Source organism: Paraburkholderia diazotrophica, assembly GCF_038900755.1.
Lineage (GTDB): Bacteria > Pseudomonadota > Gammaproteobacteria > Burkholderiales > Burkholderiaceae > Paraburkholderia > Paraburkholderia diazotrophica_A.
Map to the genome: position 1 here is coordinate 258,567 of NZ_JBBPEN010000001.1, position 22,974 is coordinate 281,540.

Here is a 22,974-nt window from a genome sequence, read left to right on the forward strand (position 1 = left end):
TACGGTCACTGAAAAATCCTGCACATTTTTCGAATTTTTCTGATACCGCGCAACCACCGGATCCGTTCCAATCAGGCGGGGGCAAGCAGCAATAGCCGCGCCCTGGCGTCGCCGGACATGTACTCGCCCGTGTTGCATTCCGCTACTCGTCGGAGACTAGAAACATGTCGGATAACGAAGACGGGAAAGGCCCTATTCCGCTTTGCACTACTGATGTTCTCAATGCGCACAGCGGGCGCCCCTCCCTACAGGCTGGACCAGCAATGTTGTCAGCCTTACCTTGGCAAGTCTTGGCGATATTGACAACTTTTCGGCAGTAGAGCTAATGAGGTCAGCATGACAGACGCGCTTTGCGTATGCACCCCGAACACCGACCCTGGGTCAGTGTTTACGACCTATTCATCGCGGCATTGCAAACCGTGGAGCGTGTCAAGTTACGCGCTTGAATTCGTAGCAGTGCTGGAATCGGGTGTGCTCAACGGGAAGAACTTCCAGGGTCATCAGGTCACAGACGGATTCATATTGGAAGTCTACAAAGATAATCGTGGTTTACCAACCGTAGGTTGCGGGCACCTTGTGGTTGACGTCGACCAACTTAAAGTAGGCGACAAGATTACCTTGCAACGCGCACAGAGCCTGCTTAGAGCCGACCTGGACCGTATGGAAGGCCGGTTGAATCGCGACATCTGGGTGCCGCTCTACCAGTTTGAATACGACGCCCTGATTAGCATAGTCTTTAATTGCGGCCCTTTCACTGGAGCTGACGCACTCGTTACCAAAGTCAATAGCGGCGAATACAATAAATTGTTCGACTTCATCTTGCCGTATCGCGTCGGACACAACAAGAATCTAAAACGTCGCAGGTTTCAGGAAGCGCGCTTGTTTGCTTCTGGAGTCTACGATGCGGCACACTGACCCCGTAGTGCTTTCAATTGTCCTCGCTCTCTCTGGATCTGTTCAGGCAGAGACAATCTACTCAGGCAAGTTCGACTACCACGTGTTCCAGCCATCTTCACGGTATTTCGCAGGTCATGCGCCCGCCGAAATCGCGCATCTGTGCGATACGGGCGAGCATGCGTCTACCGCTGACATGGAGCAATGTGCACATGCAAAGTTCGAGCGCGCAGAAGCGACGCTGCTACATAAATTCGATTCGGTCGTTACAGCGTTCAGGAAGTCTGATTCGGAAGCAGAAAAAGAAAACGAACCGCTCGCGCTTTCACACTTCTCAAAAGCTCGAACCGCGTGGATCAACTACCGCGACGAAACTTGTTACAGCGTTGCCTATAGGAATGGCCCCGCTTCAAGTCGTTACATTAGTTTTTGGGAGTGTATGACTACGATTACGCAAGCCCACACGAAAGAATTGGACGCGCTACTAAAGAATCCAATGTAGCACGCGCACGGCGCGCTCCGACGCATCGGCAGTTTGAACACATGAAACAAGGAGACTGATATGGCAGATATTTTTTTGAAGATCAGTGGAATTTCTGGCGAATCGCATGATGCTCTACATAAGGGCGAAATTGAAATTGATAGCTGGCGCTGGAAAGTGTCGCAACCTTCTTCGATGATGTCCGGATCGGGAGGCGGTGCAGGGAAGGCAACAATTAATGATTTGAATTTTGTTCACCAGATAGACCGTTCAAGCCCTAACCTTATGCGCTACTGCCTAACCGGTCGACACATTCCCGAAGTGATTCTGACAACACGAAAAGCCGGGGGAAATCCCCTCGAATTCCTGAAGGTAACTATGGGTGACGTTGTTGTAACGTCCGTCGAACCAGTTATATATGAAGATCACTACTCCGAGCACGTGAGCTTATCGTTCTCACGCGTCAAGCAGGAGTATAAGGTTCAGGATATTTCTGGTATCAACGCAGGCGCGGTTACGGCAACATTCGACATAAAAGAAAACATCGAACGGTAGTTGTGCAACTCAGGGGTAAGAAGCGCCGAATGTGCACACCCCGCTTCGGAGGCGCCTTTTTTATTCCCACGGCTTGCAAAGGCACTAGCGGCACTAGCGCCCACACATTACCGAAATGTAATCAGCCCTCGTCCCCACGCCGGTATGATTAAAAAATCAATCCGCAGCGGAGCATGGCGATGCGCATCCTCGTGATCGAAGACGAGCCCAAGACGGCCGCCTATCTGAAGAAAGGGCTGGAAGAATCCGGCTATTCGGTCGTAGTGGCGAACGACGGCTCACATGGGCTGATCCTCGCGCAAGAGGAAGACTACGATGTCATCATTCTCGACGTGATGCTGCCGTGGATGGACGGCTGGACCGTCGTGAAAACGCTGCGCGAGACGCGCACTACGCCTGTGCTCTTTCTCACCGCGCGCGATGACGTCGACGACCGCGTGCGCGGCCTCGAACTCGGCGCGGACGATTATCTCGTCAAGCCCTTCGCATTCGTCGAACTGCTCGCTCGCGCGCGCACGCTCGCGCGACGCGGCCCGCCGCGCGAGAGCGAGCTGATCAGAATCGGCGACCTCGAAATGGATGTGAACCGGCGACGCGTCAAGCGCGGCGGAATGCGCATCGACCTCACGCCGCGCGAGTTCTCGCTGCTGCAACTGCTCGCGCGCCGTCACGGCGAAGTGCTGAGCCGCACGCAGATCGCGTCGTACGTATGGGACATGAATTTCGACAGCGATACGAATGTCGTCGAAGTCGCGATTCGCCGTCTGCGCAGCAAGGTCGACGACAACTTCCCCGTCAAGCTGATTCATACGGTGCGCGGCGTCGGCTATGTACTCGAAATCAAGGAACCGGCCTGATGCGCGGCCGCTCGATCACCGCCACGCTCGCGCTCGCATTCGGCGCGACGACGCTCGCGGTGTTCGTGCTGGTCGGCAACTTTCTCTATCGCGCGCTGGAACGCGAAGTCAGCTCGCAGGACGACATGAGCATCGTGCTCGCCGCGCGCCACGCTCGCCGTCTCGCGGCAGAGATCGATACGACGGCGGGCATTCGCGAGCATGGCGACCGCATCACGAGCATCGTGCTGGGCAATCCGGGCATGTCGATGGAAGTGTTCGATCCCGACGGGCAACTCGCGATCGAACACAATGTAGTGAGCACGTTCGGCACGACGATGCCCGTCGGCGACAGCTCGATTTTGTCTTCGGGGCGCTCCATTGCGCGAGTGCCCGAAACGGCGCGCATCACGGAAAATTCGATTGCCGGCTGGACGAACGCAACGGGCGCGCCGATACGCGGCATCGCCACCGATGCGAAACTGCGCGACGGCGAAACGGTCAGCATCCTGATCGCGCGCAACATGAGCGACCGCCATGCGCTGCTCGATCACTATCGCGATACGCTGAAGACCTGCGGCATCATCGGCGTGATTCTGACGACGGTGCTGAGTTATCTGCTGATACGCGCGGCCATGCGGCCCGTGCGCGATATCGCGGCGAGTGCGAGCGAAGTCACCGTCAACCGCCTGAATACGCGTATCGCCGTGACCAGCGTGCCGCGTGAACTCGAAACGCTGGTGACGACGCTTAACGCGATGCTCGAACGCATGGACCACGGCTTCAAGCAGATGTCGCGCTTCACGGCGGACCTCGCGCACGACATGCGTACGCCGCTCGCCAACATGCGCGGCGCAACGGAAGTCGCGCTCGCGCGTCCGCGTTCCGCCGACGAATACGAAGCGCTGCTCGCCTCCAACCTGGAGGAATGCGAGCGGCTGTCGCGGATGATCGAGAACGTGTTGTTCCTCGCGCGCGCCGAGCATCCGCAGTTCGTCAAGCACATGCGCGTCTTCGATGCCGTGCAGGAACTGACGCACATCGGCGAGTATTTCGAAGGCGTCGCCGAAGATGCCGACGTGCGCATACGCGTAGCAGGCTCGGCGATGCTCACCGCCGATCTCGAACTGTTCCGCCGCGCGGTCAGCAATCTGCTCGCCAATGCGTTGCGCTACACGCCGCGCGGCAAGGAGATCGTGCTGGACGCGCATCAGATAGATGATCGCGTGCGCGTCACGGTGTCGAACGAAGGCGAGCCGATCGCGCCCGAACACCTGGAGCGGATTTTCGATCGCTTCTACCGGATCGATCCGTCTCGCAGTGCGTTGCCTTCATCGCGCTCGTCGCAAGGATCGCCGGGGTCGACGGGTCTCGGGCTCGCGATCGTGCGCACGATCATGGAACTGCATGGCGGCACGGTGCATGCGGAAAGCGACGCGAGCGGGACGAGGGTTGTGCTTGTGTTTCCGTGATGGTCGGTCCGCCGTGGACCCCTACTCCCGCAACCCCGCCAACGTAACCCGCAGCCCCGGCCGCTCTTCATCGTTCTCCATCCGAAGCACCGCGTGATGCCGCTGCGCGATCTTCAGTGCAATCGCGAGCCCCAAACCGCTGCCATGCTCCTTGTTCCCCGCGCTGCGATAGAAGCGGTCGAATACACGCTCGCGCTCGGCCTCCGGTATGCCCGGCCCGCTGTCCGACACGCCGACGCTGATGTCCGCGCCGCTGCGAGACAAAATCACATCGACCTTGCCGCCCGGCGGCGTATAGCGAATCGCGTTGTCGATCAGATTGTTCAGCAGCACCTCGATGCCTTGCGCTTCCGCACGAACCTTGTAGGCATCGCCGGCATCACGAGCAGCCTGGCATTCCAGACCGAGATCGATTTGCCTCGCCTCCGCAAGCAGCGAAAAATCTCCGACTGTGCGCTCACATAGTCTACGCAGGCTCACCGTTTCGAACCGCGCACTGCGCTGCGCGTCCTCGCGCGCGAGCGTCAGCAACTGATGCACAAGATGAATCAGCCGGTTCAGGCGCCCTTCGATGCGCTCGAATGTCTGCTTGCTGCCGACCAGCGAACCGTCGCGCTCCGCCGCCTGCAACTGCAATTTCAGCGCGGCAAGCGGCGAACGCAACTCGTGCGCCGCATCGCCGACGAACGTGCGCTGCGACTGCGAAGCGATGTTCAGGCGGTTCAGCAAGTCATTGAGCGCATCGACGAGCGGCTTCATTTCGACGGGCATGCGTCCATCGAGACGCAAGGGTTCAAGCGAATCGAATGAACGCGTCGCGAGCGCGCGCGAAATGCTGCCGAGCGGCGCAAGCCCACGGCCCACGACGAAGAGCACAATCAGAATGATCGCGGGAATGAGCAATGCCAATGGCCAAAGCGTGCGCAATGCCAGCCGCAGCGCCAGGTCGTCGCGCACGGACACGGGCTGCGCGACCTGCACGAAGCGGTCGCCTTCCTTCACGCCGAACACGCGCCAGTGATACTCATCGCGCTCGATCGTGCGCAAGCCTGCGGGAAAGCGCTGAAGGTCGATGCCGTCCAGCGACCTGTAGATGCTCTTGCCCGCCTGATCCCAAACCTCGATGAAGAGACGATCGTCGGAAAGGCCTTCGAAGTCCGGCGTGCTGTGCGTCAACGTATCGACACTGCTGATGTTCGCGGGCACGGAAAGCGCAACAGTGCGCAGCTCATAGTCGAACAGTTCGCTCGCCTCTTCGCGCGCGGTATGGAAGATGCCATAACCCGCGATCAGCGCTGCCGCAGCCAGACCGGCGATCAGCCAACCCAGCAGCCAGCGCCGGATCGATGTCACTCGCACCTCTTCAGCCGATAGCCGACGCCGCGCACCGTCACGATCTGATCCGCGCCGATCTTGCGCCGCAAGCTATGCACGTGCACTTCGATCGTGTTGCTGCCCACTTCCTCGCCCCACCCATACAGCTTCTCTTCGAGTTCGGGGCGCGTGAAGACACGCATCGGCTCTTCGATCAGCGCCTGCAACAGGCTGAATTCGCGCGGCACGAGCGAAAGCAGTTCGCCTTTGAGCGTGGCTTCGTGCGTGGCCGGGTTCAGCGTCAGATCGCCGTGCGAATAGACGGGACTGGTGTGCCCCGTGCGGCGTCGTAGCAGCGCGCGCACACGTGCAGCAAGCTCGTCGAGGTCGAATGGCTTGACGAGGTAATCGTCGGCGCCTGCGTCGAGTCCGACGATGCGGCTTTCGACGGCATCGCGCGCCGTCAGGATGATCACGGGCGCACTGCCGCCGCGCCGCCGGTAGCGGTTGAGCACATCGATGCCGTCGGCCTTCGGCAAGCCGAGATCGAGCAGAACCAGATCGTAGACGTCGTGGTCCAGCGACAGCTCGGCTTCGCGTCCGTCGTGCGCCCAATCGATCGCATATCCGGCGCGCCGCATCGTCTCCACGACAGGCTCGCCGATCATTTCGTCATCTTCCACCAGCAGCAAACGCATCGCGCTGTTTCTCCTGAATAGCCTCCATTGTCGGCGCCATAAGCTTAACGCGCCCTTAGCGATCTGGGCGGCGCGCCATGCCGACGCAACGATCGGGGCAATCCGCGTGCGATTGCCGCTCGTGCTGCTTCAGTCGTCGATGAAGACGCGTCGCCGTGACGGCGACGCAGCGTGAAAGATGGTTCGAAACGAGTGCGTCAGTTTGCGCCCGCGCGCCGCGCCGATTCGACGGGCAGGCCCACGCATTCGTCGCAGCGGCCGAAGATCACCAGATTGGAACTGGAGTAGTGAAAGTGATGCTCGGCTGCGATCTTGGCCTGCTGTTCTTCGAGGCCCGGATCGTACGCATCCTGGATGCGCCCGCAACGATTGCAGACGAGGTGATAGTGGCGCTTGCCGCGATTCAGTTCGTAGACGATGCGCGCGTCGCCAAGGGACGCACTGGAGATGAGATCGGCCTCATGCAACTGCGCGAGCGCGCGATAGACGCTCGCGAGACTGCACGCTTCCGTATCCTGCGACAGCCTGCGGAACACCTGGTCCGCGCCGAAGTGCTCATTCGGAAAATCATGGAAGAGCTTGAGTACGGCAGCCCGGCTCGACGTCGGACGCAAGCCAGCCGTTTTCAACGCCGCGTAGATCGCAATCATGTATGTGCCCCGTCATGATGGGCAAAGCCTCGTAGCGGGCTTCGCGACGCGACATTGTCGCTGTGCGAACCTTAAGAATCGCTTATCGGGGCTGACATGATGGCGCGCGCAACGATGCTGCGCGGCCTGATGCGCTCGAGGGACGCGGCTTCGCGCGCAAGACGCGAGCCGCCCGTTGAGTCACCTGCAGATGAGCGCGAGTGTCCGCTCGTCCGGCTCGCCGTCGAAGTACTTCGCCAATGCGTTCGCGAATATCGGGTCGCCTGGCGCCGCATTCGAAAACAAGGTCATCGACGAACGGAACTTCAGATAGTCCGGGTAGCCGAAGATGGTCTCGATCGTCGATCCTTCGACTCCATTGACCGCCTGCGTGGCTTCTCTCAAACGGGGACCGAGCACCGGATGTTGCAAATATGCGACAGCTTCTGCCAATGACGTGATCGCAAATTTTTGGGCCATTTGGCTCTCCCCAAGCCCCTGAATCTGCGGAAACACGTACCACATCCAGTGGCTTTGCTTGCGTCCCGCGCGCAATTCCGCTAGCGCCTGCGCATAAATCGGGGCCTGAGCTTCGACGAAACGCCGAAGGTCGAACTGATCGTCCATCGCGTCCTCCGTAGTTCTCTCGCATGCCGCTGGCGGTGCATCCGGCATACCCGTCCACTCCCTACAAACAACTTTCAAGGGCGGTTTTCCGACCGCGCGAACGCCCCGAAAAGCCTAAAAATGCGGCATTGCGACACTATGTCTCACTCCTTATTGCGCAATAGTCCGTTCGCATCAAAGTGCTGTACTGCAACACGTGTCTTTCGTATTATGCGAGCGCTTATAAAAGGAGCAAGGAAATGCAAGCGTTCGTTTGTTTGATTTTGTAGAGAGGGCCGCGACGATGAAAAAAATCGCGGGCCGGTTAGTCGGTCTCGTTTCAATTGCCCCGGCGTTCCTGCTATCGGGGTGCAACCTTGAAGTGCTCATGCCGAAAGGCCCCATCGGTGCCGCCGAGACGTCGCTGATCGCGACTTCGACGTGGACGATGCTGATCGTCGTGATTCCCGTCATCCTCCTGACGCTGCTGTTCGCCTGGCGCTATCGCGCCTCGAACAAGTCGGCCGAATACCGTCCGGACTGGGCGCATTCGACCGCGATCGAAGTGGCCGTCTGGACGATCCCTGCGCTGATCATTCTGTTCCTCGCCGTCCTGACGTGGAAGAGCACGCACGAGCTCGACCCGTACAAGCCGCTGGAATCGAACGTGAAGCCGATCAACGTCGAAGTCGTCGCGCTCGACTGGAAGTGGCTTTTCATCTATCCGGATCTGGGCATTGCTTCGGTGAATCAGCTGGCGATTCCCGTCGGTACGCCAGTGAATTTTCGCATCACGTCCGACACGGTGATGAACTCGTTCTTCATCCCGCAACTGGGCGGCCAGATCTACGCGATGGCAGGCATGCAGACGCGTCTGCACCTCCAGGCGAACGAAGTCGGCGACTACGCCGGCGCGTCGGCCAACTTCAGCGGCAAGGGCTTCTCGGACATGAAGTTCCGCACGCTCGCCGAAACGCCTGAAGACTTCAACGCATGGGTCGCGAAGGTTCGCGCATCGACGGATCACCTCAACATGGACCGCTACTACAAGGTGGCGCAGCCTGAAGAGAAGGCGCCTGTGTCGTACTTCTCGTCGGTCGATCCCAAGCTCTTCAACAACATCGTCGCCCGCTACAACAACGGTCACGTCGTCGACAACATGAAGGACGCGAACTGTGGGCCTAACGGGACCAAGGGGTAAGCATGTTCGGTAAATTAACCCTCGCGGACATTCCGTATCACGAGCCGATCATCATGATCGCCGGCGCGGGCATGATCCTCGGCGCGCTCGCCGTGCTCGGCGCAATCACGTATTTCGGCAAGTGGCGTTATCTGTGGACCGAATGGCTCACGTCCGTCGACCACAAGAAGCTCGGCGTGATGTACATCATCGTCGCCCTGATCATGCTGCTGCGCGGCTTCGCCGACGCGATCATGATGCGCACGCAACTTGCGCTCGCGTATCACGCGCCCGGCTATCTGCCGCCGCATCACTACGACCAGATCTTCACGGCGCACGGCGTGATCATGATTTTCTTCATGGCGATGGCCTTCATGGTCGGCCTGATGAACATCATCGTTCCGTTGCAGATCGGCGCGCGCGACGTCGCGTTCCCGTTCCTGAACTCGCTGTCGTTCTGGATGACGGCGATCAGCGCGGTCCTGATCAATATCTCGCTGCTGATCGGCGAGTTTGCGCAGGTCGGCTGGCTCGCGTATCCGCCGCTGTCCGAGTTGCAGTTCAGTCCCGGCGTCGGCGTCGACTACTACCTGTGGAGCATTCAGCTTTCGGGTATCGGTACGCTGCTGACAGGCGTGAACTTCTTCGTGACCATCATCAAGATGCGCGCGCCCGGCATGACGCTGATGAAGATGCCCGTGTTCACGTGGACTTCGCTGTGCGCGAACGTACTGATCATGGCTTCGTTCCCGATCCTGACCGTCGCGCTCGCGCTGCTCGGCCTGGACCGTTACCTCGGCATGCACTTCTTCACGAACGATGCCGGCGGCAACGCGATGCTGTACCTGAACCTGATCTGGGCGTGGGGCCACCCCGAGGTCTACATCCTGATCCTGCCGGCGTTCGGCATCTTCTCGGAAGTCATCGCGACGTTCGCGAAGAAGCCGCTGTTCGGCTACAAGACGATGGTCTACGCGACCTGCGCGATCATGGTCCTGTCGTTCCTCGTGTGGCTGCACCACTTCTTCACGATGGGCTCGGGCGCCGACGTCAACGCGTTCTTCGGCATTGCGACGATGATCATCGCGGTCCCGACGGGCGTGAAGGTGTTCAACTGGCTGTTCACGATGTACAAGGGCCGCATTCAGTTCACGACGCCTGTGCTGTGGACGGTCGGCTTCATGGTCACGTTCACGATCGGCGGCATGACGGGTGTGATGCTGGCGATTCCGGGCGCGGACTTCATGCTGCACAACAGCCTGTTCCTGATCGCTCACTTCCACAACGTGATCATCGGCGGCGTGCTGTTCGGCTACGTCGCGGGCATGAACTACTGGTTCCCGAAGGCCTTCGGCTTCAAGCTCAACGAGAAGCTCGGCAAGGCGGCGTTCTGGTTTTGGCAGATCGGCTTCTGGGTTGCGTTCACGCCGCTGTATGTGCTCGGCTTCATGGGCATGACGCGTCGTCTGAACCACTACGACAACCCGGCATGGCATCCGTGGCTGCTCGTCGCCGAAGTGGGCGCCGTGCTCGTCGCGTGCGGCATCGCGTGCCAGGTGCTGCAACTCGTCGTGTCGATCCGCGATCGCAACAAGCCGGAAAACCGCGACCTGACGGGCGATCCGTGGGGTGGCCGCACGCTCGAATGGGCGACGACCTCGCCGCCGCAGATCTACAACTTCGCGACGCTGCCTGTCGTGCGCGAGCTCGATGCATTCGTCGAGATCAAGGCACGCCGCAAGGTGGAGAAGAGCGAGCCCGTGTACCGCGACATCCATATGCCGTCGAACACGAGCGCTGGTGTGTTCATCGGCGCGTTCAGCCTCGCGCTGGGCTTCGCGCTGACGTGGCATATCTGGTGGCTCGCGATCGTGAGCTTCATCGGCGCGATTGCAACTGTGATCGCCCGCAGCTTCGATAACGACACCGACTACTACATCCCGGCCGATACGGTTCAACTGATCGAAGAGCGCCACGGCGCCGGATCGGGTGCAGGCGCGGCCAAGCGCATGCCCGAGCCTGAGGAGATTGCCTGATGCTTCAAAAAGCCATTCTTGCGGAGCCGCATCACGACGCGGAACACGCTCCGTCCCATTCGGTGTTCGGCTTCTGGCTGTATCTGATGACCGACTGCATTCTGTTCGCGGCGCTGTTCGCGACGTTTGCAGTGATGAGCCATCAGTTCGCCGGTGGTCCGAGCGGCAAAGACCTGTTCGAGATTCCGGGCGTTGCGATCGAAACGGCAATCCTGCTGTTCTCGAGCATCACGTACGGCTTCGCGATGCTGGGCGCGCACAAGAACAACAAGAGCGCGACGCTCTGGTGGCTCGCGGTGACGTTCGTGCTCGGCGCGGCGTTCGTCGTGCTCGAAGTGCGCGAGTTCTCGCATCTGATCGCGGAAGGCGCCGGTCCGGATCGCAGCGCGTTCCTGTCGGCGTTCTTCACGCTGGTCGGCACGCACGGTCTGCACGTCTCGGCCGGTCTGCTGTGGATGATCGTGATGATGGTCCAGGTAGTTCGCGCGCGCGACCTCGGCGAACGCGAACTGCGCCGCTTGACGTGCCTGAGCCTGTTCTGGCACTTCCTGGACATCGTGTGGATCGGTGTCTTTTCGTTTGTCTATCTTGCGAGCGTGATCTAAATGAGCAGCCATTCTCACTCGTCGCATTCGGAAGAAAACCACGGCAGCTTCGGCAGCTACATGATCGGCTTCGTGCTGGCCGTCATCCTGACGGCAGCCGCATTCGGCGTGGTGCTGACGGGCGCGTTGACGGGCACCCAGGCGATCTACGCGATCGCGGGCCTCGGCCTCGTGCAGATCATCGTGCACGTGATTTTCTTCCTGCACATGAACGGCTCGTCGAGCCAGCGCTGGAACCTGACGGCGTTTGCGTACACCGTGCTGACCGCCGTGATCGTGATCGGCGGCACGCTGTGGGTCATGCATAACGTCAGCATGAACATGATGTCGCGTTAAGCGCGCACATCGCCCGATGCCGGTTGCACACGCCGTATCGTGCAGCCGGCACGTTCCCCTGCCCTTTCGCTTCAATAGCGCATCACTGGCGCATTAGTTGCGCGCCAGCATCTCCGTCGGACGGCCGCGTCCCGTCACGAGACACCCCGACCTGAACGCCTCACCCTGGCTGCTCGCGGCAGCGTCGTCGAATCCCCGCCCTAGCGCATCGAGCTTCACCTGCTCCGCGCCCTGAGCGCAAGCAAACGTGCTGGCTTCGCGAGCCTGCGCGTGCAACAGCGCCCGGTCCGCAACCAGATAAGCTAAAACGGCAATAACGGCGATGTGGAACACCTTTCTCATGATTCGTCTCCTCGCGACTTAAGCGTATCGCGAACAACCGCCGCTTCAATCTAGGGCAAGCCCTGTAAGCAGCCGTTGAGTTCGATCGTATGGAAACGGTTCCACTGCCGCTTTTTTGTGCATCGCAACCTGCCTGCTCAGGCCAGCAGATCAATGTCAATAGCGAGTTCTGCAACAAATTAAATTGGGACTTGTGGCAGCGCAACATTATTGTTTTGATGTATGCTCGTTAACCCTGACCGCCTCATGCGTTTTGGTTAAGCGCGTGCGCAAGTCTGCGCATCGTCCTGCTCCGCTCAGGGGCCGACCGTCGAAATGTCCATGTAAGGTTTTTTCTTCCTTCGCCTTTTCAGGCGAGGGCCTGCTATTCGCGTCGAACGAGTAAATGCACTTCCCATCAGTCCTCGACCTCCTGATCTGGGTCCCGATCCTTGCTGGCCTCGTCGTGCTGGCCGCCGGCTCCGAGAGCGCACCGAACCGCACGCGCTGGCTCGCGCTGGCGGGCGCGGCCGTGAGCATCCTGCCCGTCATCCCGCTCGTGTCCGGCTTCGATTCGTCGCTGGCGTCGATGCAATTCTCCGAACAGCTGCGCTGGCTGCCCGATTTCGGCATCTCATATCACCTCGGCGTCGACGGCATCTCGCTGTGGTTCACGGTGCTGACGTCGGTGACGACGCTGATCATCGTGATCGCGTCGTGGGACACGGTCACGAAGCGCGTCGCGCAGTACTACGGCGCGTTCCTGCTGCTGTCGGGCTGCATGCAGGGCGTGTTCGCGTCGCTCGACGGCATGCTGTTCTTCGTCTTCTTCGAAGCCTCGCTGATTCCGCTCTATCTGCTGATCGGCACGTGGGGCGAAAAGCGCCGAGTCTACGCGGCCGTGCGTTTCTTCTTCTTTTCGCTGGTCGGCTCGCTCGCGATGCTCGCCGCGCTGATCTATCTGTGGGCGCAGTCGCACACGTTCGACATCGCCGCGTGGCGCGCGCTGAAGCTCGATTTCACGCCGCAACTGCTGGTGTTCATCGGCTTCCTCGCTGCGTTCTCGGTGAAGGTGCCGATGTGGCCCGTGCACACGTGGCTGCCAGATGTGCACTCGGACGGCCCGACGGGCGCGGCCGTGCTGCTCGGCATGCTGAAGATGGGCGGCTACGGCCTGCTGCGTTTCGCGCTGCCCATCGTGCCGGATGCCTGCCACTTCTTCGCACCCGCGATGATCGCGCTGTCGCTCGTCGCAGTGATCTACGGCAGCCTGCTCGCGCTCGCGCAAACGGACATGCGCAAGCTGCTCGCGTACTCCGCCGTCGCGCATATGGGTCTGGTCACGCTGGGCCTCTTCACGTTCGACCGCATGGGCACGGAAGGTGCCGTCGTGCAGATGCTGTCGTACGGCATCGTGGCGGGCGCGATGCTGCTGTGCACGGGCATGCTGTTCGACCGCACGAAGAGCGGCGCGATCGACGCGTATGGCGGCGTCGCCAACTCGATGCCGAAGCTCGCGACGTTCGCGATGCTCTTCTCGATGGCGAACGTCGGCCTGCCGGGCACGTCGGGCTTCGTCGGCGAATTTCTCGTGCTGATGGGCGCGATCCGCTTCAACTTCTGGATCGGCGCGACGGCTGCGCTGACGCTGATCCTCAGCGCCGCGTACACGCTCTGGATGTACAAGCGCGTGATGTTCGGCGCGATCCGCAATGCGCGCGTCGCGAACCTGCGCGATCTGTGCAAGCGCGAGTTCGTGCTGCTCGGCGCGATGGCCGTGCTGGTGCTCGCGATCGGCGTGCATCCGAAAACCTTCACCGACGCGATCGGCCCGTCGGCGGAAAATCTCGTCGCGCAGGCACAAGGCTCCGCGCTGCCGACGGGCACGGGCGTCGCGTCGAACAACCATGCAACGGTGGCCGTTGCGAATCGCCTGCCGGGTTGAGCGCGATTGCCTGCATTAATTGCCCGAACGGAACGTGAAACGGCCTCGCATTGCGAGGCCGTTTTGCTTTTGAGCGTCGCGCGTCGCTCAGACTGTCACGCGCGTCACGTCGCCGCTCGACAACAGGCGGATGCGTTCGCCCGCATGGAACATCGGACCGTCGACGCTTTGCGTCACGGCGCGCAGCGAGCCGTCATCGAGCCGCACGGTTATTTCGACGCCATGCTTCTGCGCGAAATGGTTCTGCACCCGATCGCCCGCCACCGCGCCCGCAATGCCGCCGATGACGCTCGACAGCAGCGAGCCGTGCCCTTCGCCGATCGCACTTCCCGCGACAGCGCCCAGGAGCCCGCCGCCCAGTGCGCCGAGTACGGCGGGCTGTCCGTTGCTCGCATCGATGGTGACGCCGCGCACGCTTTCGACGGTGCCGAAGCGCACCGTCTCTTCACGCTGCGCCTGCGACGCCGAATAGACATTGGCCGATCCGTCGAACGTCGCACAGCCGCTCAGTGCGAGCGAAACGACGAGTACAGATGCACATGCCTTGACCCATGACCTGTTCATGATTTCCCCTCTCATCACAACGCGCCGGATGGTGCGGCGCGCTGCGCGTTGAATCGATGGGTGCATCGTAGGCTCGAAGAATGAGCGACGAATGAGCAAGGTTTGCTGCACGCATTCGTTTCCACTCGCGCTCGCCTGTCATTTCGCTTCGCTCTGAAACATCATCGCAGCCGAAGGCGTTACGATGGCTTCGACATCACGCACGAGGAGTACGGCAATGAAACGCGCGATCATACGGGTCGAACCGCTGTCGAGCTGGCTCGAACGATTCAAGGCGCCGACTTCCGTCGTCACGCGGCACGGCGATACGATCTATGTATCGGGTCTGCCACCGTTCGATCCGGCAACGGGCGAAGTCGTCGATGCGCCGCTCGAACGTCAAACCGAACTCGTGCTCGAGCAGTTGAAGCTGTGCGTCGAGACAGCGGGCTCGTCGCTCGATAATGTGTTGAAGTGCAATGTCTACTGCACTTCCGTCGCGCAGTTCGCAACCGTCAATGCCATCTACGCGCGATATTTCCCGAAAGAACCGCCCGCGCGCATTTTCGTTTGCGTGCCCGCGTGGCCGGGACATTTCGATATCGAAATCGATTGCATTGCAACCGTTTGAATACGGGGGAACACGATGTTTTCAGTGCTGTTCGAAGTGCGTCCGCACGCCGATCAATTTGACGCGTATCTCGGCTATGCGAAGAGGCTGAAGCCGGAACTGGAGCAGATCGATGGTTTCATCGACAACATTCGCTATCGCAGTCTCACACGCGAAGGATGGCTGCTGTCGCTATCGGGTTGGCGCGATGAAAAAGCGCTCGTGCGCTGGCGCACGCAAGCGCTGCATCACGGGATGCAGGAGAAGGGCCGCGCGCAGACGCTTCGTGACTATCATCTGCGCGTCGGCCAGGTGACGCACGACACACACCCGCCCGAAGGCTACGCGATCGAGGAACAGCGGCTCGACGAAACGCAGACAGGCGACGCGACGACGATCGTGCTGATCGACGCGCGCCGCGAAGCCGAATGGGTAAAGCAGGCGGGCGCGCACGATGTTGCGATCGACTTGGGCCTGCATGACGGTGCAGCAGGCCTCGTTACGTGGGACGTATTCGACGCCGTGCTGACACCGGGAGACGTCATTCTTCTCACGGCATGGCGCGACGAGCAGGCCGCCAGACACTACGCGAAAGCGCTCGCGCTGCCCGATGGCGCGCGGCTGCGCAGCGTGCGCGTGATACGCGACTACGGCATGTACGACCGGCGCGAAGCGCCGCAATACTATCCCGACGCGCCACGGCCTGAGTGATTACTTCGCGCCATCGGGAAAGTCTGCGCCGACGCTCGTGTCACGCCACGCGTCGATATCGGCGAGCGCCGCATGCAGGCGCTTCGACACTGCATCGACGCCGAACGCGCCCAGCACGAGATGACGCGGCGGCTCGTCCGTTTCGGTGATGCGAATCATCGCCTGGGCCGCGCGCGCCGGATCGCCGGGCTGATGGCCGCTGGTTTGCGCCGTCGCCTGCATGCGCTTGCCCGCTGTGTCCGCGTAGTCGTCGATGCGGTTCGGCGTCTGCTTCAGCGAACGGCCCGCCCAGTCGGTGCGAAACGGGCCCGGCTCGATGCAGCTCACGCGGATGCCGAGCGGCGCAGTTTCCGTTGCGAGCGCATCGGACCATCCTTCGACCGCATGCTTGGTCGCCGCGTAATAGCCCGAGCCCGGAAAGCCCACGAGACCCGCGACCGATGTGATGTTCAGCACATGCCCCTTGCGGCGCGCCCGCATGCCCGGCAGCACCGCGCGCGTCATCGCGAAGAGGCCGAACACGTTGACGTCGAACTGCGCGCGTATCTCGTCCTCATCGCCCTCTTCAACCGACGACTGATAGCCGTAGCCCGCATTGTTCACAAGCACGTCGATCGCGCCGAAACGCTCTTGCGCGGCATCGACGGAGGCCGCGATTTGCGCGTCGTCCGTCACGTCGAGCTTCACGCGCAGCAGACGCGCATCGGCATCGCTGCCGGGCTCGGCCAGATCGGCAAGCGACGCGACATTGCGCGCCGTCGCCACGCAGCGCCAGCCGCGCGCAAGCACGGCGCGGGTCAGTTCCTTGCCGAAGCCGGTTGAACAGCCAGTGATGAACCAGACGGGCGTCGTCGTCATTCAGGGCCTCCTCGAAAGTGAAGTGATCGGTAACGCGCAGGCGCATCGCGCGTCGATGCGCGGTCCAAAAAATATTAACGGCTCGACGCGGACCTTGCAGCGAGGCTGCCACGACTGTCGCGCACTCCCACTGCCGTCACTTGCGGCCGACCAGATACTGAACACCGTCTGGCCCGAAACGCTCCGAATGGTTTTCGTTTGCGTGCAAATGAAATACGTCGCCCGTCTGATAGACGCGCTCGATATCGCCGACTCGCAACGTCAACCGGCCGTGCAGGACCAACGCTTTCGCTTCGAAAGGATGAGCGTGATCGTCGAGCGTGCCGTGCGCATCGCGCGTCACCGTCACGATTTCGGCGAAGCCTTCGCGCTTCAGTGCGTCGATGAATTCGTCCCGTTCCATGCCGGTCTCCTTTCAGTTGCCGTTCGACGGCGAGCGATTCGGCACTGCCAGCGTAGCCCTTTTTGCAAAACGAAATCGGCTGCGCGATACGCACAGCAATCGATGTACCGCGGCTCTGCTCGCCGCTGAAGATGAAACGCGAAGCGCGCGGTAAACTGATCGGCAGGTATTGCATTTCGCAACGACACAACGCAATGGGCACACGGAGAACGATTCATGCGCCAGGCCATTCGACATCTGAACGTGCGGGCGCGCGCTCGCGGATTGTTCGATTTCACTGCGGACGTCGCCGCATTCGTGGCCGACGAGTCGATGCAGACGGGCATGCTGACCGTGTTTTGCCGGCACACGTCGGCGTCGCTGCTGATTCAGGAAAACGCGGACCCTTCGGTGCAACGCGACCTCGAACGGCACTTCGCGATGCTCGCGCCCGAAGCCCCCGGCCGATACGAGCACGACACGGAAGGCCCCGACGACATGCCCGCGCATCTGCGCACCGCATTGACGCAGGTGCAGCTTTCGATCCCCGTCGAACACGGCCGCATGGTGCTCGGCACGTGGCAGGGCATTTATCTGTTCGAGCACCGCGCGCGGCCACAGGAACGCGACATCGTGTTGCATCTGATCGGCGAATGAAACGTCTCGTGCTTAAACACGACCATCATTCGCAGGATGCATTCGCTTATGAGCCTGCATCATCAATAAGGAACTGAATCATGACAATGCGCGCCCACGTTCGCCGCCTTTTGCATGCATGCTTTACGGCGGCGGCGGCGCTCGCGCTGCTCGCGACGGCCTGCACGCATATGGGCCCTGTCGAATTGTCGGCGGCAGGCGCGGACGCGCCGACGCTAAACCGCTCGAGCGACATGGACTTCGGGCCGATGGATCACTCGATCTCGCAATGCAAAACGGTCGCGATGAATTCGGGTCTGGGCCAGTGCACGAAGGTGCGCGCGTACGAATCGTGCATGAAGAGCAGAGGCTATATTACGGTCCTCGGCCCCGAGAACCCGAAAGGCTGTGGCGAGCCCGACTGGGAAAGAGACGTACGCAAGTGGCTACAATGACGGCGAGCCTTTGTCTTCGATTCGACTCCGCGTTATCCACAATTTCTGTGCACAGGCCTGTGGAAAAGTTCTTGTGCACGCGCGCTATCTGTCTGATCAATCAGGCATTCTTCGCGCACTTCGGTACAACGGCACCGGGCCGGGCCCATCGATTGCGAAGTTCTATTGGCAGTCACAGGCCGTGTGTTCTTCAATTCAAGCTCCCGACTACCGACCGAACGATGGGAGACCCGGATGAAGACTGGCGACGCGCAAAAGATCGTGCATGAAATCGCGGAATCCACGGACAGTCCCGAAGAAGTCGTATCGCAGATGTACACCGACGCGGTCGAAGACTATCGGCGCGAAGCACGCGTTTTCGACTATGTGCCGCTCTTCGCGGCGAAGCGCGTGCGCGAGACACTGCGTTCGCGAACAGGGCATTGAAAGGACGTCGAGCGGCCCGCCGAAAGGCAAGGCCGAAGAGCATCGTTTGCGTCTGTCATAACAACCTCGCTGCGGCGCGCATGCGGCGCTTGCGTTCCTTCGCAAGCGAGTCGAGCGCGCGAGCGCTCAACGCTTCGTCGGAAAACACGCTCGGGTTGTCGCGCAACAACTGTTCACTCGCGACGACGTCGTTCAACTCGCCGAAGCGCTTCTGAAGCTTCTTCAGCGAACTGACGGACTTCACCTGTTTTTTCTTCAGTACCGGCTCGAAGAACTCGATCAGATAGCGGAGCTTCTTCCCTGCCTTGCGCACTTCGTGATACGACGCGTAGTCCGAGCGCTTCGCATGCGCCGCGCGCTTCATGCGCTTCTTCATCGACTTTTGCGCCGACGCGAGCCGCTTGCGCGCGAACTTCGGCAGCGGCGTGCGATCGTGCGCGGTATTCAGTTCGCGGTTCGCTTCCTTGAGCGCATCGCGTAGCGCGCTCTTCACGTTGGCGTGTGCGAGCGTTTCGCGGCTCGCGTCGAGCGACTTCGCACGCGCCGTTTGGAGCGCCTCGCGGGGTTCGCCTTGAGTATCGGCTGTCTCTTGGAGCAAACCGATCAGGATGTCCCAGTCGCGAGTCTTACCGGCAGCGCTCGCGAAAAACTTGAAGAGCGCGCGTTGCTGCGCGTCGAACGTTTCGTCGAGGAGCGGCCGGTATGCCCACAACAACGAACGCAAGCGCCGCAACGACACGCGAAGCTTGTGCAGCACCTCCGCGTCCGGATTGGCGCGCAGCGCGGCCGCGCAAGCAAGCGCGCTGTCGATCAGCGGCGCGGCATAGTGAGAGAAATGGGCTTCGGCAGTGTCGTCGTGCGGCACTGCACGACTGGCTTCGGTATTGGCTTCGACTTTCATCGGGTTCCCTGATTGTGCGAGCACTCGGCGCCGGTCATACCGACCAGCAAATCAGGTTCCCGATGCAGCCGCATTCGCTGGCTGCGTTGGAGCCGCCTTATTGGCCGCTCATCAACAGGTCGCACGCATCGGGCGCGCACGGCGCAACCGACGGCATTTTCAAAGACGGCCATGGGCGGCGTTGCGCGGCAATGAAATCTTCGACGCGCTTCAATATCTGCCAGAACGCGTATTCGAACGCGCCCGCAGCGGAGCGCGCAGACGGCGTCAGCGTCCAGTGGAGCAATTGCGGGCGGCCGTGAAACGCGCGCACGTCGACGCGCGACGACTCGTCGCACAAGCTAATGACGAAGTCCATCTGCGGCGCCCATTCGCTCGTGAACTCGAGCCAGCTCTTCGGATTGAGCAGCTCCAGGCTGGAAAAACCGTGACGCAACTCTCCCATTGCCGCCGCGTCGACCTTGTCGGCGGGTTCGAGACCTGCGCTGAAAGCGTCGAAATGCAATCCGTCCAACTCGCGCAGCAAGGCTTCCGCCAAGATGCTAAGCGCTGCGTTGTCCTTGCAGAGGAACAGCACCCTTTGTTTTCTGGTCACCCTATACCCCGTCGTGCAAATCTTATTTTTTGCGGGATTCTGAGCGCGCAGTTTTTCATATTGGTGACAGAATCCCAATCGTCCATCTGACTCGCCGCAAGACCAATTAGGTATCACGCCAATTTGCCTTCTGCCAACCAGCGTTAACGATAATCAAACGATTCAATACGGGATTTGCGCCGCCGGAGCTTGCGCTCGTCACGATGTGGAATGCAAGGCGGGAAAGTGTGCAGCGCCGCCGCCACGACATAATCGCGTGGGAATGGCGAGGCGCTGCGCGAAGAGCTAGTTACTTGACGATCGCGAGCAGTTCGACTTCGAATGTCAGATCGCTGTTCGGCGGGATCGTACCGACGCCGCGCGAGCCGTAAGCCGTTGCGGCCGGGCAGGTCAGCTTTGCCTTCTCGCCGACTTTCATCGTCGCGACACCTTGCGTCCAGCAAGGGATCACGCGACCGAGCGGAAACTCTGCCGGACCGCCGTGCTTGGCCGAGCTGTCGAACTCGGTGCCGTTCGCGAGCGTGCCGCGATAGTTGACGCGCACGACATCGGCGGCCGTGGGCTGCGGGCCGCTTCCCTGCGTCAGATGTTCGACGACGACGCCCGAGGGCAGTTTTTCCGTCGATGCAGCTTGAGCGGTGAGCGCCGTTGACGCGAGCGCGGCTGCGGCGAGCAGGGCAACAACTGATTTCACGCGAATCTCCTTGGTTAAAAAGCGAGCCTCATTCTAGCGGATCGAACGTTTGCGGCATGAGCGCTGAATCAAATCGCTACAAATGAAACCACGGAGACGCGCTGCCGCGCAGCGATACGCGATCGACGCAAAACGCCCGTGACGACACACGGCCAGTCACGGGCATATCGACATTGCACACAGCCACTCGACGCGAGCGGCTTGCCGTTGCGTCAGACCTTCGGAAAGTCCACGACGGTATCGTTCACGCGATTGAACAGGTTCGTGAACGTGATGTCGGCGATTGCGAGCAGCGTCTCAACGATCTGCTGGTTGCTATAGCCCGCGGCCTTCACCGCATCGACGACTTCGACGGGCACGGTGCCACGCGTCGTGAAGACCGTGCGCGCAAACGCTGCGATTGCATTCAGACGCGCGTCGGCGGTATCGCGCCCTTCGCGCAGCGCGGCGATATCGTCCGCCGCGATGCTGGCCTTGCGGGCCGCCAGCGAGTGAGCCGCGAGACAGTAATCGCAATCCGCGACGCCGCTGATCGCGAGCTTGACGGCTTCCACTTCCTTGCGCGACAGCGCGCCCTTGCTCAGCGCGTCGCCCGTGCTCAGCACGACTTGCAGCGCAGCAGGGCTGTTCGTGCCGATGTCGACATACGCATTCGGCACCATGCCGACCGCGCGCTTGATGCCCGCGAAAAGATCGGCGGCCTGGCCGGTGGCTTCGCTGACGGATTGGCTATTGAGACGTCCCATGATGTGTGCTCCAAAGGTTGATCGAGAGGTGTTTGCGCGACGGGGTCAACGCATGGAGACCATTCTAGGAACGAGCGTTGCTGCAATGAATGCCGGTTCAAATCAGCTTTATGCTCGAACGGCTCATCCGCATGTCAGCGCGCCTCTGCTATATTCGTGCCGAACTTGCCCGGCCGGCTTGGCCAGCCACGGATCTGTCAGCGGGAGCGCCGTCATGAGCACTCAGCGGATCATGCGTATTACGAGGCGACTTGCGTTCATGGTGCTCACGCTACTGGGCCTGTCGCTCGGCGCGCCGACATGGGCCGACGACAACGCCACGGCGCTCAGGGACAAGTACGACGCGCTCGCGCCGCAGCTCAAGTCGAACGCATTTCATCGCCCGATCCATCTCGACTCGGAAGAAACGCAGAACACGCTCAAGGGCGATATCTACGCCGTCGTCGACTATCCGTTCGAGCTCGTCAACAGCGCGCTCAACGATCCGCAGCAAGGCCCCGCCAACTGGTGCGAAGTGCTGATCCTGCATCTGAACACGAAGTACTGTCATGCTGCTTCAGGCCCCAACGGCGCGACCATCAGCATGAACGTGGGCAAGAAGACGGAACAGGAAATCGGCGACACGTACCGCGTGCAGTTCAACTACCGTTCGGTGGCGACGAGCCCCGACTACTTCCAGGTCGATCTGAGCGCAGCGACGGGACCGCTCAGCACGAAGGACTATCGCATCGTGCTCGAAGCCGCCGACATCGGCAACGGGCGCACCTTCCTGCATCTCACCTACTCGTATGGATTCGGCACAGCGGGGCGCATCGCGATGAAGGCCTATCTCGCGACGATAGGCAGCGCGAAAGTGGGCTTTACGAAGGCGCCGGACGGCGATTACATCGGCGGCGTGCGCGGGCTCGTCGAACGCAATACGATGCGCTACTACCTCGCGATCGACGCGTATCTGGCTTCGCTTGCAATACCCGCCGACAAGCGCGTCGCTCGACGCTTCGCGACATGGTTCGATGCAACCGAGCAGTATCAGCGCCAGTTGCACGAACTCGACCGGCAAGAGTACCTGGACATGAAGAAGAATGAGTACCGGCGCCAGCAAACTGCGCAATAGCCATGGCGTGTTCTTCCACGCGGCGTGGGACCGCGGAAGCCGGGCAATAAAGCAATGCGGCTAGTCCCAGTTTTCATCGATCCATTCGATCGCCCATGTGCGCGCGCATGTCACTGCGTCCGATTCGTCGACGAATGAATCGATGTCGCCGGATTGATGCACTTCCGGGGGCGTATTCGCCGTCGCCGCCCGAGTGAGCTTGGCCTGGGCGACGTAGTGGCCGTCTTCGTCGTGCCTCGCCCGGCAGTCGATATGAAATCCCTTGTAGTCGAAGTGCATGGCAAGCCTCCTGCAGCGAAGAAAGTGCGATGCAATCCGGGGCTGGGTTTCTCCCGGCGGATGACGGCATCGTAGCATGGCAAATTGCCCGCCAGGCCTTTGTCTATGTGCCCGGC

At 61.0% G+C, this 22,974-nt stretch carries 29 protein-coding genes; 16 read left to right on the plus strand and 13 right to left on the minus strand.

Features of this window, described 5'->3' with window-relative positions; all coding sequences use genetic code 11:
• The first annotated feature begins 336 nt into the window (after positions 1 to 336).
• From AABE10_RS01210 to AABE10_RS01230, 5 genes are all read left to right on the plus strand, one after another.
• The gene (locus tag AABE10_RS01210) at positions 337 to 915 is read left to right on the plus strand and encodes a lysozyme (RefSeq protein WP_342931475.1); all 579 of its coding nucleotides are present in this window, start codon (positions 337 to 339) and stop codon (positions 913 to 915) included.
• The gene (locus tag AABE10_RS01215) at positions 902 to 1,396 is read left to right on the plus strand and encodes a lysozyme inhibitor LprI family protein (RefSeq protein WP_342931476.1); all 495 of its coding nucleotides are present in this window, start codon (positions 902 to 904) and stop codon (positions 1,394 to 1,396) included. The genes AABE10_RS01210 and AABE10_RS01215 overlap by 14 nt, the downstream gene beginning before the upstream one ends.
• Before the next feature lie 60 nt (positions 1,397 to 1,456).
• On the plus strand, positions 1,457 to 1,930 hold the full coding sequence (locus AABE10_RS01220) for a type VI secretion system tube protein Hcp (RefSeq protein WP_342931477.1): 474 nt from the start codon (positions 1,457 to 1,459) through the stop codon (positions 1,928 to 1,930).
• A 179-nt stretch (positions 1,931 to 2,109) separates the two neighbouring features.
• Entirely contained in the window at positions 2,110 to 2,787 is a 678-nt protein-coding gene (locus tag AABE10_RS01225; protein ID WP_342932226.1) for a heavy metal response regulator transcription factor, read from the plus strand.
• Positions 2,787 to 4,238, plus strand: coding sequence for a heavy metal sensor histidine kinase (locus tag AABE10_RS01230; RefSeq protein ID WP_342931478.1), 1,452 nt, complete (start codon positions 2,787 to 2,789; stop codon positions 4,236 to 4,238). Before AABE10_RS01225 ends, AABE10_RS01230 begins: the two co-directional genes overlap by 1 nt.
• 21 nt (positions 4,239 to 4,259) lie before the next feature.
• Here AABE10_RS01230 and AABE10_RS01235 read toward each other — a convergent pair whose 3' ends face one another.
• The 4 genes from AABE10_RS01235 to AABE10_RS01250 form a co-directional block, all read right to left on the minus strand.
• Positions 4,260 to 5,591: a sensor histidine kinase gene (locus AABE10_RS01235; RefSeq protein ID WP_342931479.1), complete on the minus strand. Its 1,332-nt coding sequence runs from the start codon at positions 5,589 to 5,591 to the stop codon at positions 4,260 to 4,262.
• Positions 5,588 to 6,250: a response regulator gene (locus tag AABE10_RS01240; protein ID WP_342931480.1), complete on the minus strand. Its 663-nt coding sequence runs from the start codon at positions 6,248 to 6,250 to the stop codon at positions 5,588 to 5,590. Before AABE10_RS01240 ends, AABE10_RS01235 begins: the two co-directional genes overlap by 4 nt.
• Before the next feature lie 197 nt (positions 6,251 to 6,447).
• Positions 6,448 to 6,900 carry a transcriptional repressor gene (locus tag AABE10_RS01245; protein WP_342931481.1) on the minus strand — a complete coding sequence of 151 codons (453 nt, stop codon included), beginning with the start codon at positions 6,898 to 6,900 and terminating at the stop codon, positions 6,448 to 6,450.
• A gap of 180 nt (positions 6,901 to 7,080) precedes the next feature.
• On the minus strand, positions 7,081 to 7,506 hold the full coding sequence (locus AABE10_RS01250) for a DUF1810 domain-containing protein (protein ID WP_342931482.1): 426 nt from the start codon (positions 7,504 to 7,506) through the stop codon (positions 7,081 to 7,083).
• Positions 7,507 to 7,789: 283 nt separating this feature from the next.
• Between AABE10_RS01250 and cyoA the strand changes: the two genes are divergently transcribed.
• The 4 genes from cyoA to cyoD are packed head-to-tail and all read left to right on the plus strand — an operon-like array spanning position 7,790 to position 11,642.
• A complete protein-coding gene (cyoA, locus tag AABE10_RS01255; RefSeq protein ID WP_342931483.1) occupies positions 7,790 to 8,686 on the plus strand; it encodes a ubiquinol oxidase subunit II in 897 nt (298 codons plus the stop codon).
• Positions 8,687 to 8,688: 2 nt separating this feature from the next.
• Positions 8,689 to 10,701 (plus strand): cytochrome o ubiquinol oxidase subunit I, encoded by a 2,013-nt coding sequence (gene cyoB, locus AABE10_RS01260; RefSeq protein WP_342931484.1) that lies wholly within the window; start codon positions 8,689 to 8,691, stop codon positions 10,699 to 10,701.
• On the plus strand, positions 10,701 to 11,306 hold the full coding sequence (gene cyoC, locus AABE10_RS01265) for a cytochrome o ubiquinol oxidase subunit III (RefSeq protein ID WP_342931485.1): 606 nt from the start codon (positions 10,701 to 10,703) through the stop codon (positions 11,304 to 11,306). Before cyoB ends, cyoC begins: the two co-directional genes overlap by 1 nt.
• Positions 11,307 to 11,642: a cytochrome o ubiquinol oxidase subunit IV gene (gene cyoD, locus AABE10_RS01270; protein ID WP_342931486.1), complete on the plus strand. Its 336-nt coding sequence runs from the start codon at positions 11,307 to 11,309 to the stop codon at positions 11,640 to 11,642.
• 93 nt (positions 11,643 to 11,735) lie between these two features.
• Here cyoD and AABE10_RS01275 read toward each other — a convergent pair whose 3' ends face one another.
• Positions 11,736 to 11,984 (minus strand): hypothetical protein, encoded by a 249-nt coding sequence (locus AABE10_RS01275; RefSeq protein WP_342931487.1) that lies wholly within the window; start codon positions 11,982 to 11,984, stop codon positions 11,736 to 11,738.
• Between the two features lie 385 nt (positions 11,985 to 12,369).
• Here AABE10_RS01275 and AABE10_RS01280 point away from each other — a divergent pair, with 385 nt between their 5' ends.
• On the plus strand, positions 12,370 to 13,908 hold the full coding sequence (locus tag AABE10_RS01280) for an NADH-quinone oxidoreductase subunit M (RefSeq protein WP_342931488.1): 1,539 nt from the start codon (positions 12,370 to 12,372) through the stop codon (positions 13,906 to 13,908).
• 87 nt (positions 13,909 to 13,995) lie between these two features.
• Here AABE10_RS01280 and AABE10_RS01285 read toward each other — a convergent pair whose 3' ends face one another.
• Positions 13,996 to 14,472, minus strand: coding sequence for a glycine zipper 2TM domain-containing protein (locus tag AABE10_RS01285; RefSeq protein WP_342931489.1), 477 nt, complete (start codon positions 14,470 to 14,472; stop codon positions 13,996 to 13,998).
• A gap of 217 nt (positions 14,473 to 14,689) precedes the next feature.
• Here AABE10_RS01285 and AABE10_RS01290 point away from each other — a divergent pair, with 217 nt between their 5' ends.
• Positions 14,690 to 15,082: a RidA family protein gene (locus AABE10_RS01290; RefSeq protein ID WP_342931490.1), complete on the plus strand. Its 393-nt coding sequence runs from the start codon at positions 14,690 to 14,692 to the stop codon at positions 15,080 to 15,082.
• A 15-nt stretch (positions 15,083 to 15,097) separates the two neighbouring features.
• Entirely contained in the window at positions 15,098 to 15,772 is a 675-nt protein-coding gene (locus tag AABE10_RS01295) for an antibiotic biosynthesis monooxygenase family protein (RefSeq protein ID WP_342931491.1), read from the plus strand.
• On the opposite strand, the gene AABE10_RS01300 is transcribed toward AABE10_RS01295, so the two are convergent.
• Together AABE10_RS01300 and AABE10_RS01305 are read right to left on the minus strand one after the other, a co-directional pair.
• Positions 15,773 to 16,630, minus strand: coding sequence for an oxidoreductase (locus AABE10_RS01300; protein WP_342931492.1), 858 nt, complete (start codon positions 16,628 to 16,630; stop codon positions 15,773 to 15,775).
• Positions 16,631 to 16,766: 136 nt separating this feature from the next.
• Complete coding sequence (locus tag AABE10_RS01305; protein WP_342931493.1) at positions 16,767 to 17,033, minus strand: cupin domain-containing protein; 267 nt, start codon at positions 17,031 to 17,033, stop codon at positions 16,767 to 16,769.
• Positions 17,034 to 17,249: 216 nt separating this feature from the next.
• Between AABE10_RS01305 and AABE10_RS01310 the strand changes: the two genes are divergently transcribed.
• The 3 genes from AABE10_RS01310 (at position 17,250) to AABE10_RS01320 (ending at position 18,529) form a co-directional block, all read left to right on the plus strand.
• Positions 17,250 to 17,669 (plus strand): secondary thiamine-phosphate synthase enzyme YjbQ, encoded by a 420-nt coding sequence (locus AABE10_RS01310; RefSeq protein ID WP_342931494.1) that lies wholly within the window; start codon positions 17,250 to 17,252, stop codon positions 17,667 to 17,669.
• An 80-nt stretch (positions 17,670 to 17,749) separates the two neighbouring features.
• A complete protein-coding gene (locus AABE10_RS01315) occupies positions 17,750 to 18,103 on the plus strand; it encodes a hypothetical protein (RefSeq protein ID WP_342931495.1) in 354 nt (117 codons plus the stop codon).
• Between the two features lie 234 nt (positions 18,104 to 18,337).
• The gene (locus AABE10_RS01320; protein WP_342931496.1) at positions 18,338 to 18,529 is read left to right on the plus strand and encodes a DUF3562 domain-containing protein; all 192 of its coding nucleotides are present in this window, start codon (positions 18,338 to 18,340) and stop codon (positions 18,527 to 18,529) included.
• A gap of 55 nt (positions 18,530 to 18,584) precedes the next feature.
• Here AABE10_RS01320 and AABE10_RS01325 read toward each other — a convergent pair whose 3' ends face one another.
• The 4 genes from AABE10_RS01325 to AABE10_RS01340 form a co-directional block, all read right to left on the minus strand.
• Complete coding sequence (locus tag AABE10_RS01325; RefSeq protein WP_342931497.1) at positions 18,585 to 19,430, minus strand: CHAD domain-containing protein; 846 nt, start codon at positions 19,428 to 19,430, stop codon at positions 18,585 to 18,587.
• 97 nt (positions 19,431 to 19,527) lie between these two features.
• Positions 19,528 to 20,025: a protein tyrosine phosphatase gene (locus AABE10_RS01330; RefSeq protein WP_342931498.1), complete on the minus strand. Its 498-nt coding sequence runs from the start codon at positions 20,023 to 20,025 to the stop codon at positions 19,528 to 19,530.
• 289 nt (positions 20,026 to 20,314) lie between these two features.
• Positions 20,315 to 20,719 (minus strand): FKBP-type peptidyl-prolyl cis-trans isomerase, encoded by a 405-nt coding sequence (locus AABE10_RS01335; RefSeq protein WP_090864343.1) that lies wholly within the window; start codon positions 20,717 to 20,719, stop codon positions 20,315 to 20,317.
• 212 nt (positions 20,720 to 20,931) lie between these two features.
• The gene (locus AABE10_RS01340) at positions 20,932 to 21,465 is read right to left on the minus strand and encodes a carboxymuconolactone decarboxylase family protein (RefSeq protein ID WP_342931499.1); all 534 of its coding nucleotides are present in this window, start codon (positions 21,463 to 21,465) and stop codon (positions 20,932 to 20,934) included.
• Positions 21,466 to 21,679: 214 nt separating this feature from the next.
• Here AABE10_RS01340 and AABE10_RS01345 point away from each other — a divergent pair, with 214 nt between their 5' ends.
• A complete protein-coding gene (locus AABE10_RS01345; RefSeq protein WP_342931500.1) occupies positions 21,680 to 22,579 on the plus strand; it encodes a hypothetical protein in 900 nt (299 codons plus the stop codon).
• 60 nt (positions 22,580 to 22,639) lie between these two features.
• Here AABE10_RS01345 and AABE10_RS01350 read toward each other — a convergent pair whose 3' ends face one another.
• The gene (locus AABE10_RS01350) at positions 22,640 to 22,858 is read right to left on the minus strand and encodes a hypothetical protein (RefSeq protein ID WP_342931501.1); all 219 of its coding nucleotides are present in this window, start codon (positions 22,856 to 22,858) and stop codon (positions 22,640 to 22,642) included.
• Between the last annotated feature and the right edge of the window lie 116 nt (positions 22,859 to 22,974).

Coding starts and splice junctions, on each gene's coding strand:
- AABE10_RS01310 (WP_342931494.1), top strand. CDS start 17,250: ATGCGCCAGGCCATTCGACATCTGAACGTGCGGGCGCGCGCTCGCGGA.
- AABE10_RS01275 (WP_342931487.1), bottom strand. CDS start 11,984: ATGAGAAAGGTGTTCCACATCGCCGTTATTGCCGTTTTAGCTTATCTG.
- AABE10_RS01315 (WP_342931495.1), top strand. CDS start 17,750: ATGACAATGCGCGCCCACGTTCGCCGCCTTTTGCATGCATGCTTTACG.
- AABE10_RS01340 (WP_342931499.1), bottom strand. CDS start 21,465: ATGGGACGTCTCAATAGCCAATCCGTCAGCGAAGCCACCGGCCAGGCC.
- AABE10_RS01245 (WP_342931481.1), bottom strand. CDS start 6,900: ATGATTGCGATCTACGCGGCGTTGAAAACGGCTGGCTTGCGTCCGACG.
- AABE10_RS01290 (WP_342931490.1), top strand. CDS start 14,690: ATGAAACGCGCGATCATACGGGTCGAACCGCTGTCGAGCTGGCTCGAA.
- cyoD (WP_342931486.1), top strand. CDS start 11,307: ATGAGCAGCCATTCTCACTCGTCGCATTCGGAAGAAAACCACGGCAGC.
- AABE10_RS01230 (WP_342931478.1), top strand. CDS start 2,787: ATGCGCGGCCGCTCGATCACCGCCACGCTCGCGCTCGCATTCGGCGCG.
- AABE10_RS01210 (WP_342931475.1), top strand. CDS start 337: ATGACAGACGCGCTTTGCGTATGCACCCCGAACACCGACCCTGGGTCA.
- AABE10_RS01220 (WP_342931477.1), top strand. CDS start 1,457: ATGGCAGATATTTTTTTGAAGATCAGTGGAATTTCTGGCGAATCGCAT.
- AABE10_RS01325 (WP_342931497.1), bottom strand. CDS start 19,430: ATGAAAGTCGAAGCCAATACCGAAGCCAGTCGTGCAGTGCCGCACGAC.
- AABE10_RS01295 (WP_342931491.1), top strand. CDS start 15,098: ATGTTTTCAGTGCTGTTCGAAGTGCGTCCGCACGCCGATCAATTTGAC.
- AABE10_RS01300 (WP_342931492.1), bottom strand. CDS start 16,630: ATGACGACGACGCCCGTCTGGTTCATCACTGGCTGTTCAACCGGCTTC.
- cyoC (WP_342931485.1), top strand. CDS start 10,701: ATGCTTCAAAAAGCCATTCTTGCGGAGCCGCATCACGACGCGGAACAC.
- AABE10_RS01320 (WP_342931496.1), top strand. CDS start 18,338: ATGAAGACTGGCGACGCGCAAAAGATCGTGCATGAAATCGCGGAATCC.
- AABE10_RS01350 (WP_342931501.1), bottom strand. CDS start 22,858: ATGCACTTCGACTACAAGGGATTTCATATCGACTGCCGGGCGAGGCAC.
- AABE10_RS01215 (WP_342931476.1), top strand. CDS start 902: ATGCGGCACACTGACCCCGTAGTGCTTTCAATTGTCCTCGCTCTCTCT.
- cyoA (WP_342931483.1), top strand. CDS start 7,790: ATGAAAAAAATCGCGGGCCGGTTAGTCGGTCTCGTTTCAATTGCCCCG.
- cyoB (WP_342931484.1), top strand. CDS start 8,689: ATGTTCGGTAAATTAACCCTCGCGGACATTCCGTATCACGAGCCGATC.
- AABE10_RS01240 (WP_342931480.1), bottom strand. CDS start 6,250: ATGCGTTTGCTGCTGGTGGAAGATGACGAAATGATCGGCGAGCCTGTC.
- AABE10_RS01280 (WP_342931488.1), top strand. CDS start 12,370: ATGCACTTCCCATCAGTCCTCGACCTCCTGATCTGGGTCCCGATCCTT.
- AABE10_RS01250 (WP_342931482.1), bottom strand. CDS start 7,506: ATGGACGATCAGTTCGACCTTCGGCGTTTCGTCGAAGCTCAGGCCCCG.
- AABE10_RS01285 (WP_342931489.1), bottom strand. CDS start 14,472: ATGAACAGGTCATGGGTCAAGGCATGTGCATCTGTACTCGTCGTTTCG.
- AABE10_RS01225 (WP_342932226.1), top strand. CDS start 2,110: ATGCGCATCCTCGTGATCGAAGACGAGCCCAAGACGGCCGCCTATCTG.
- AABE10_RS01305 (WP_342931493.1), bottom strand. CDS start 17,033: ATGGAACGGGACGAATTCATCGACGCACTGAAGCGCGAAGGCTTCGCC.
- AABE10_RS01345 (WP_342931500.1), top strand. CDS start 21,680: ATGAGCACTCAGCGGATCATGCGTATTACGAGGCGACTTGCGTTCATG.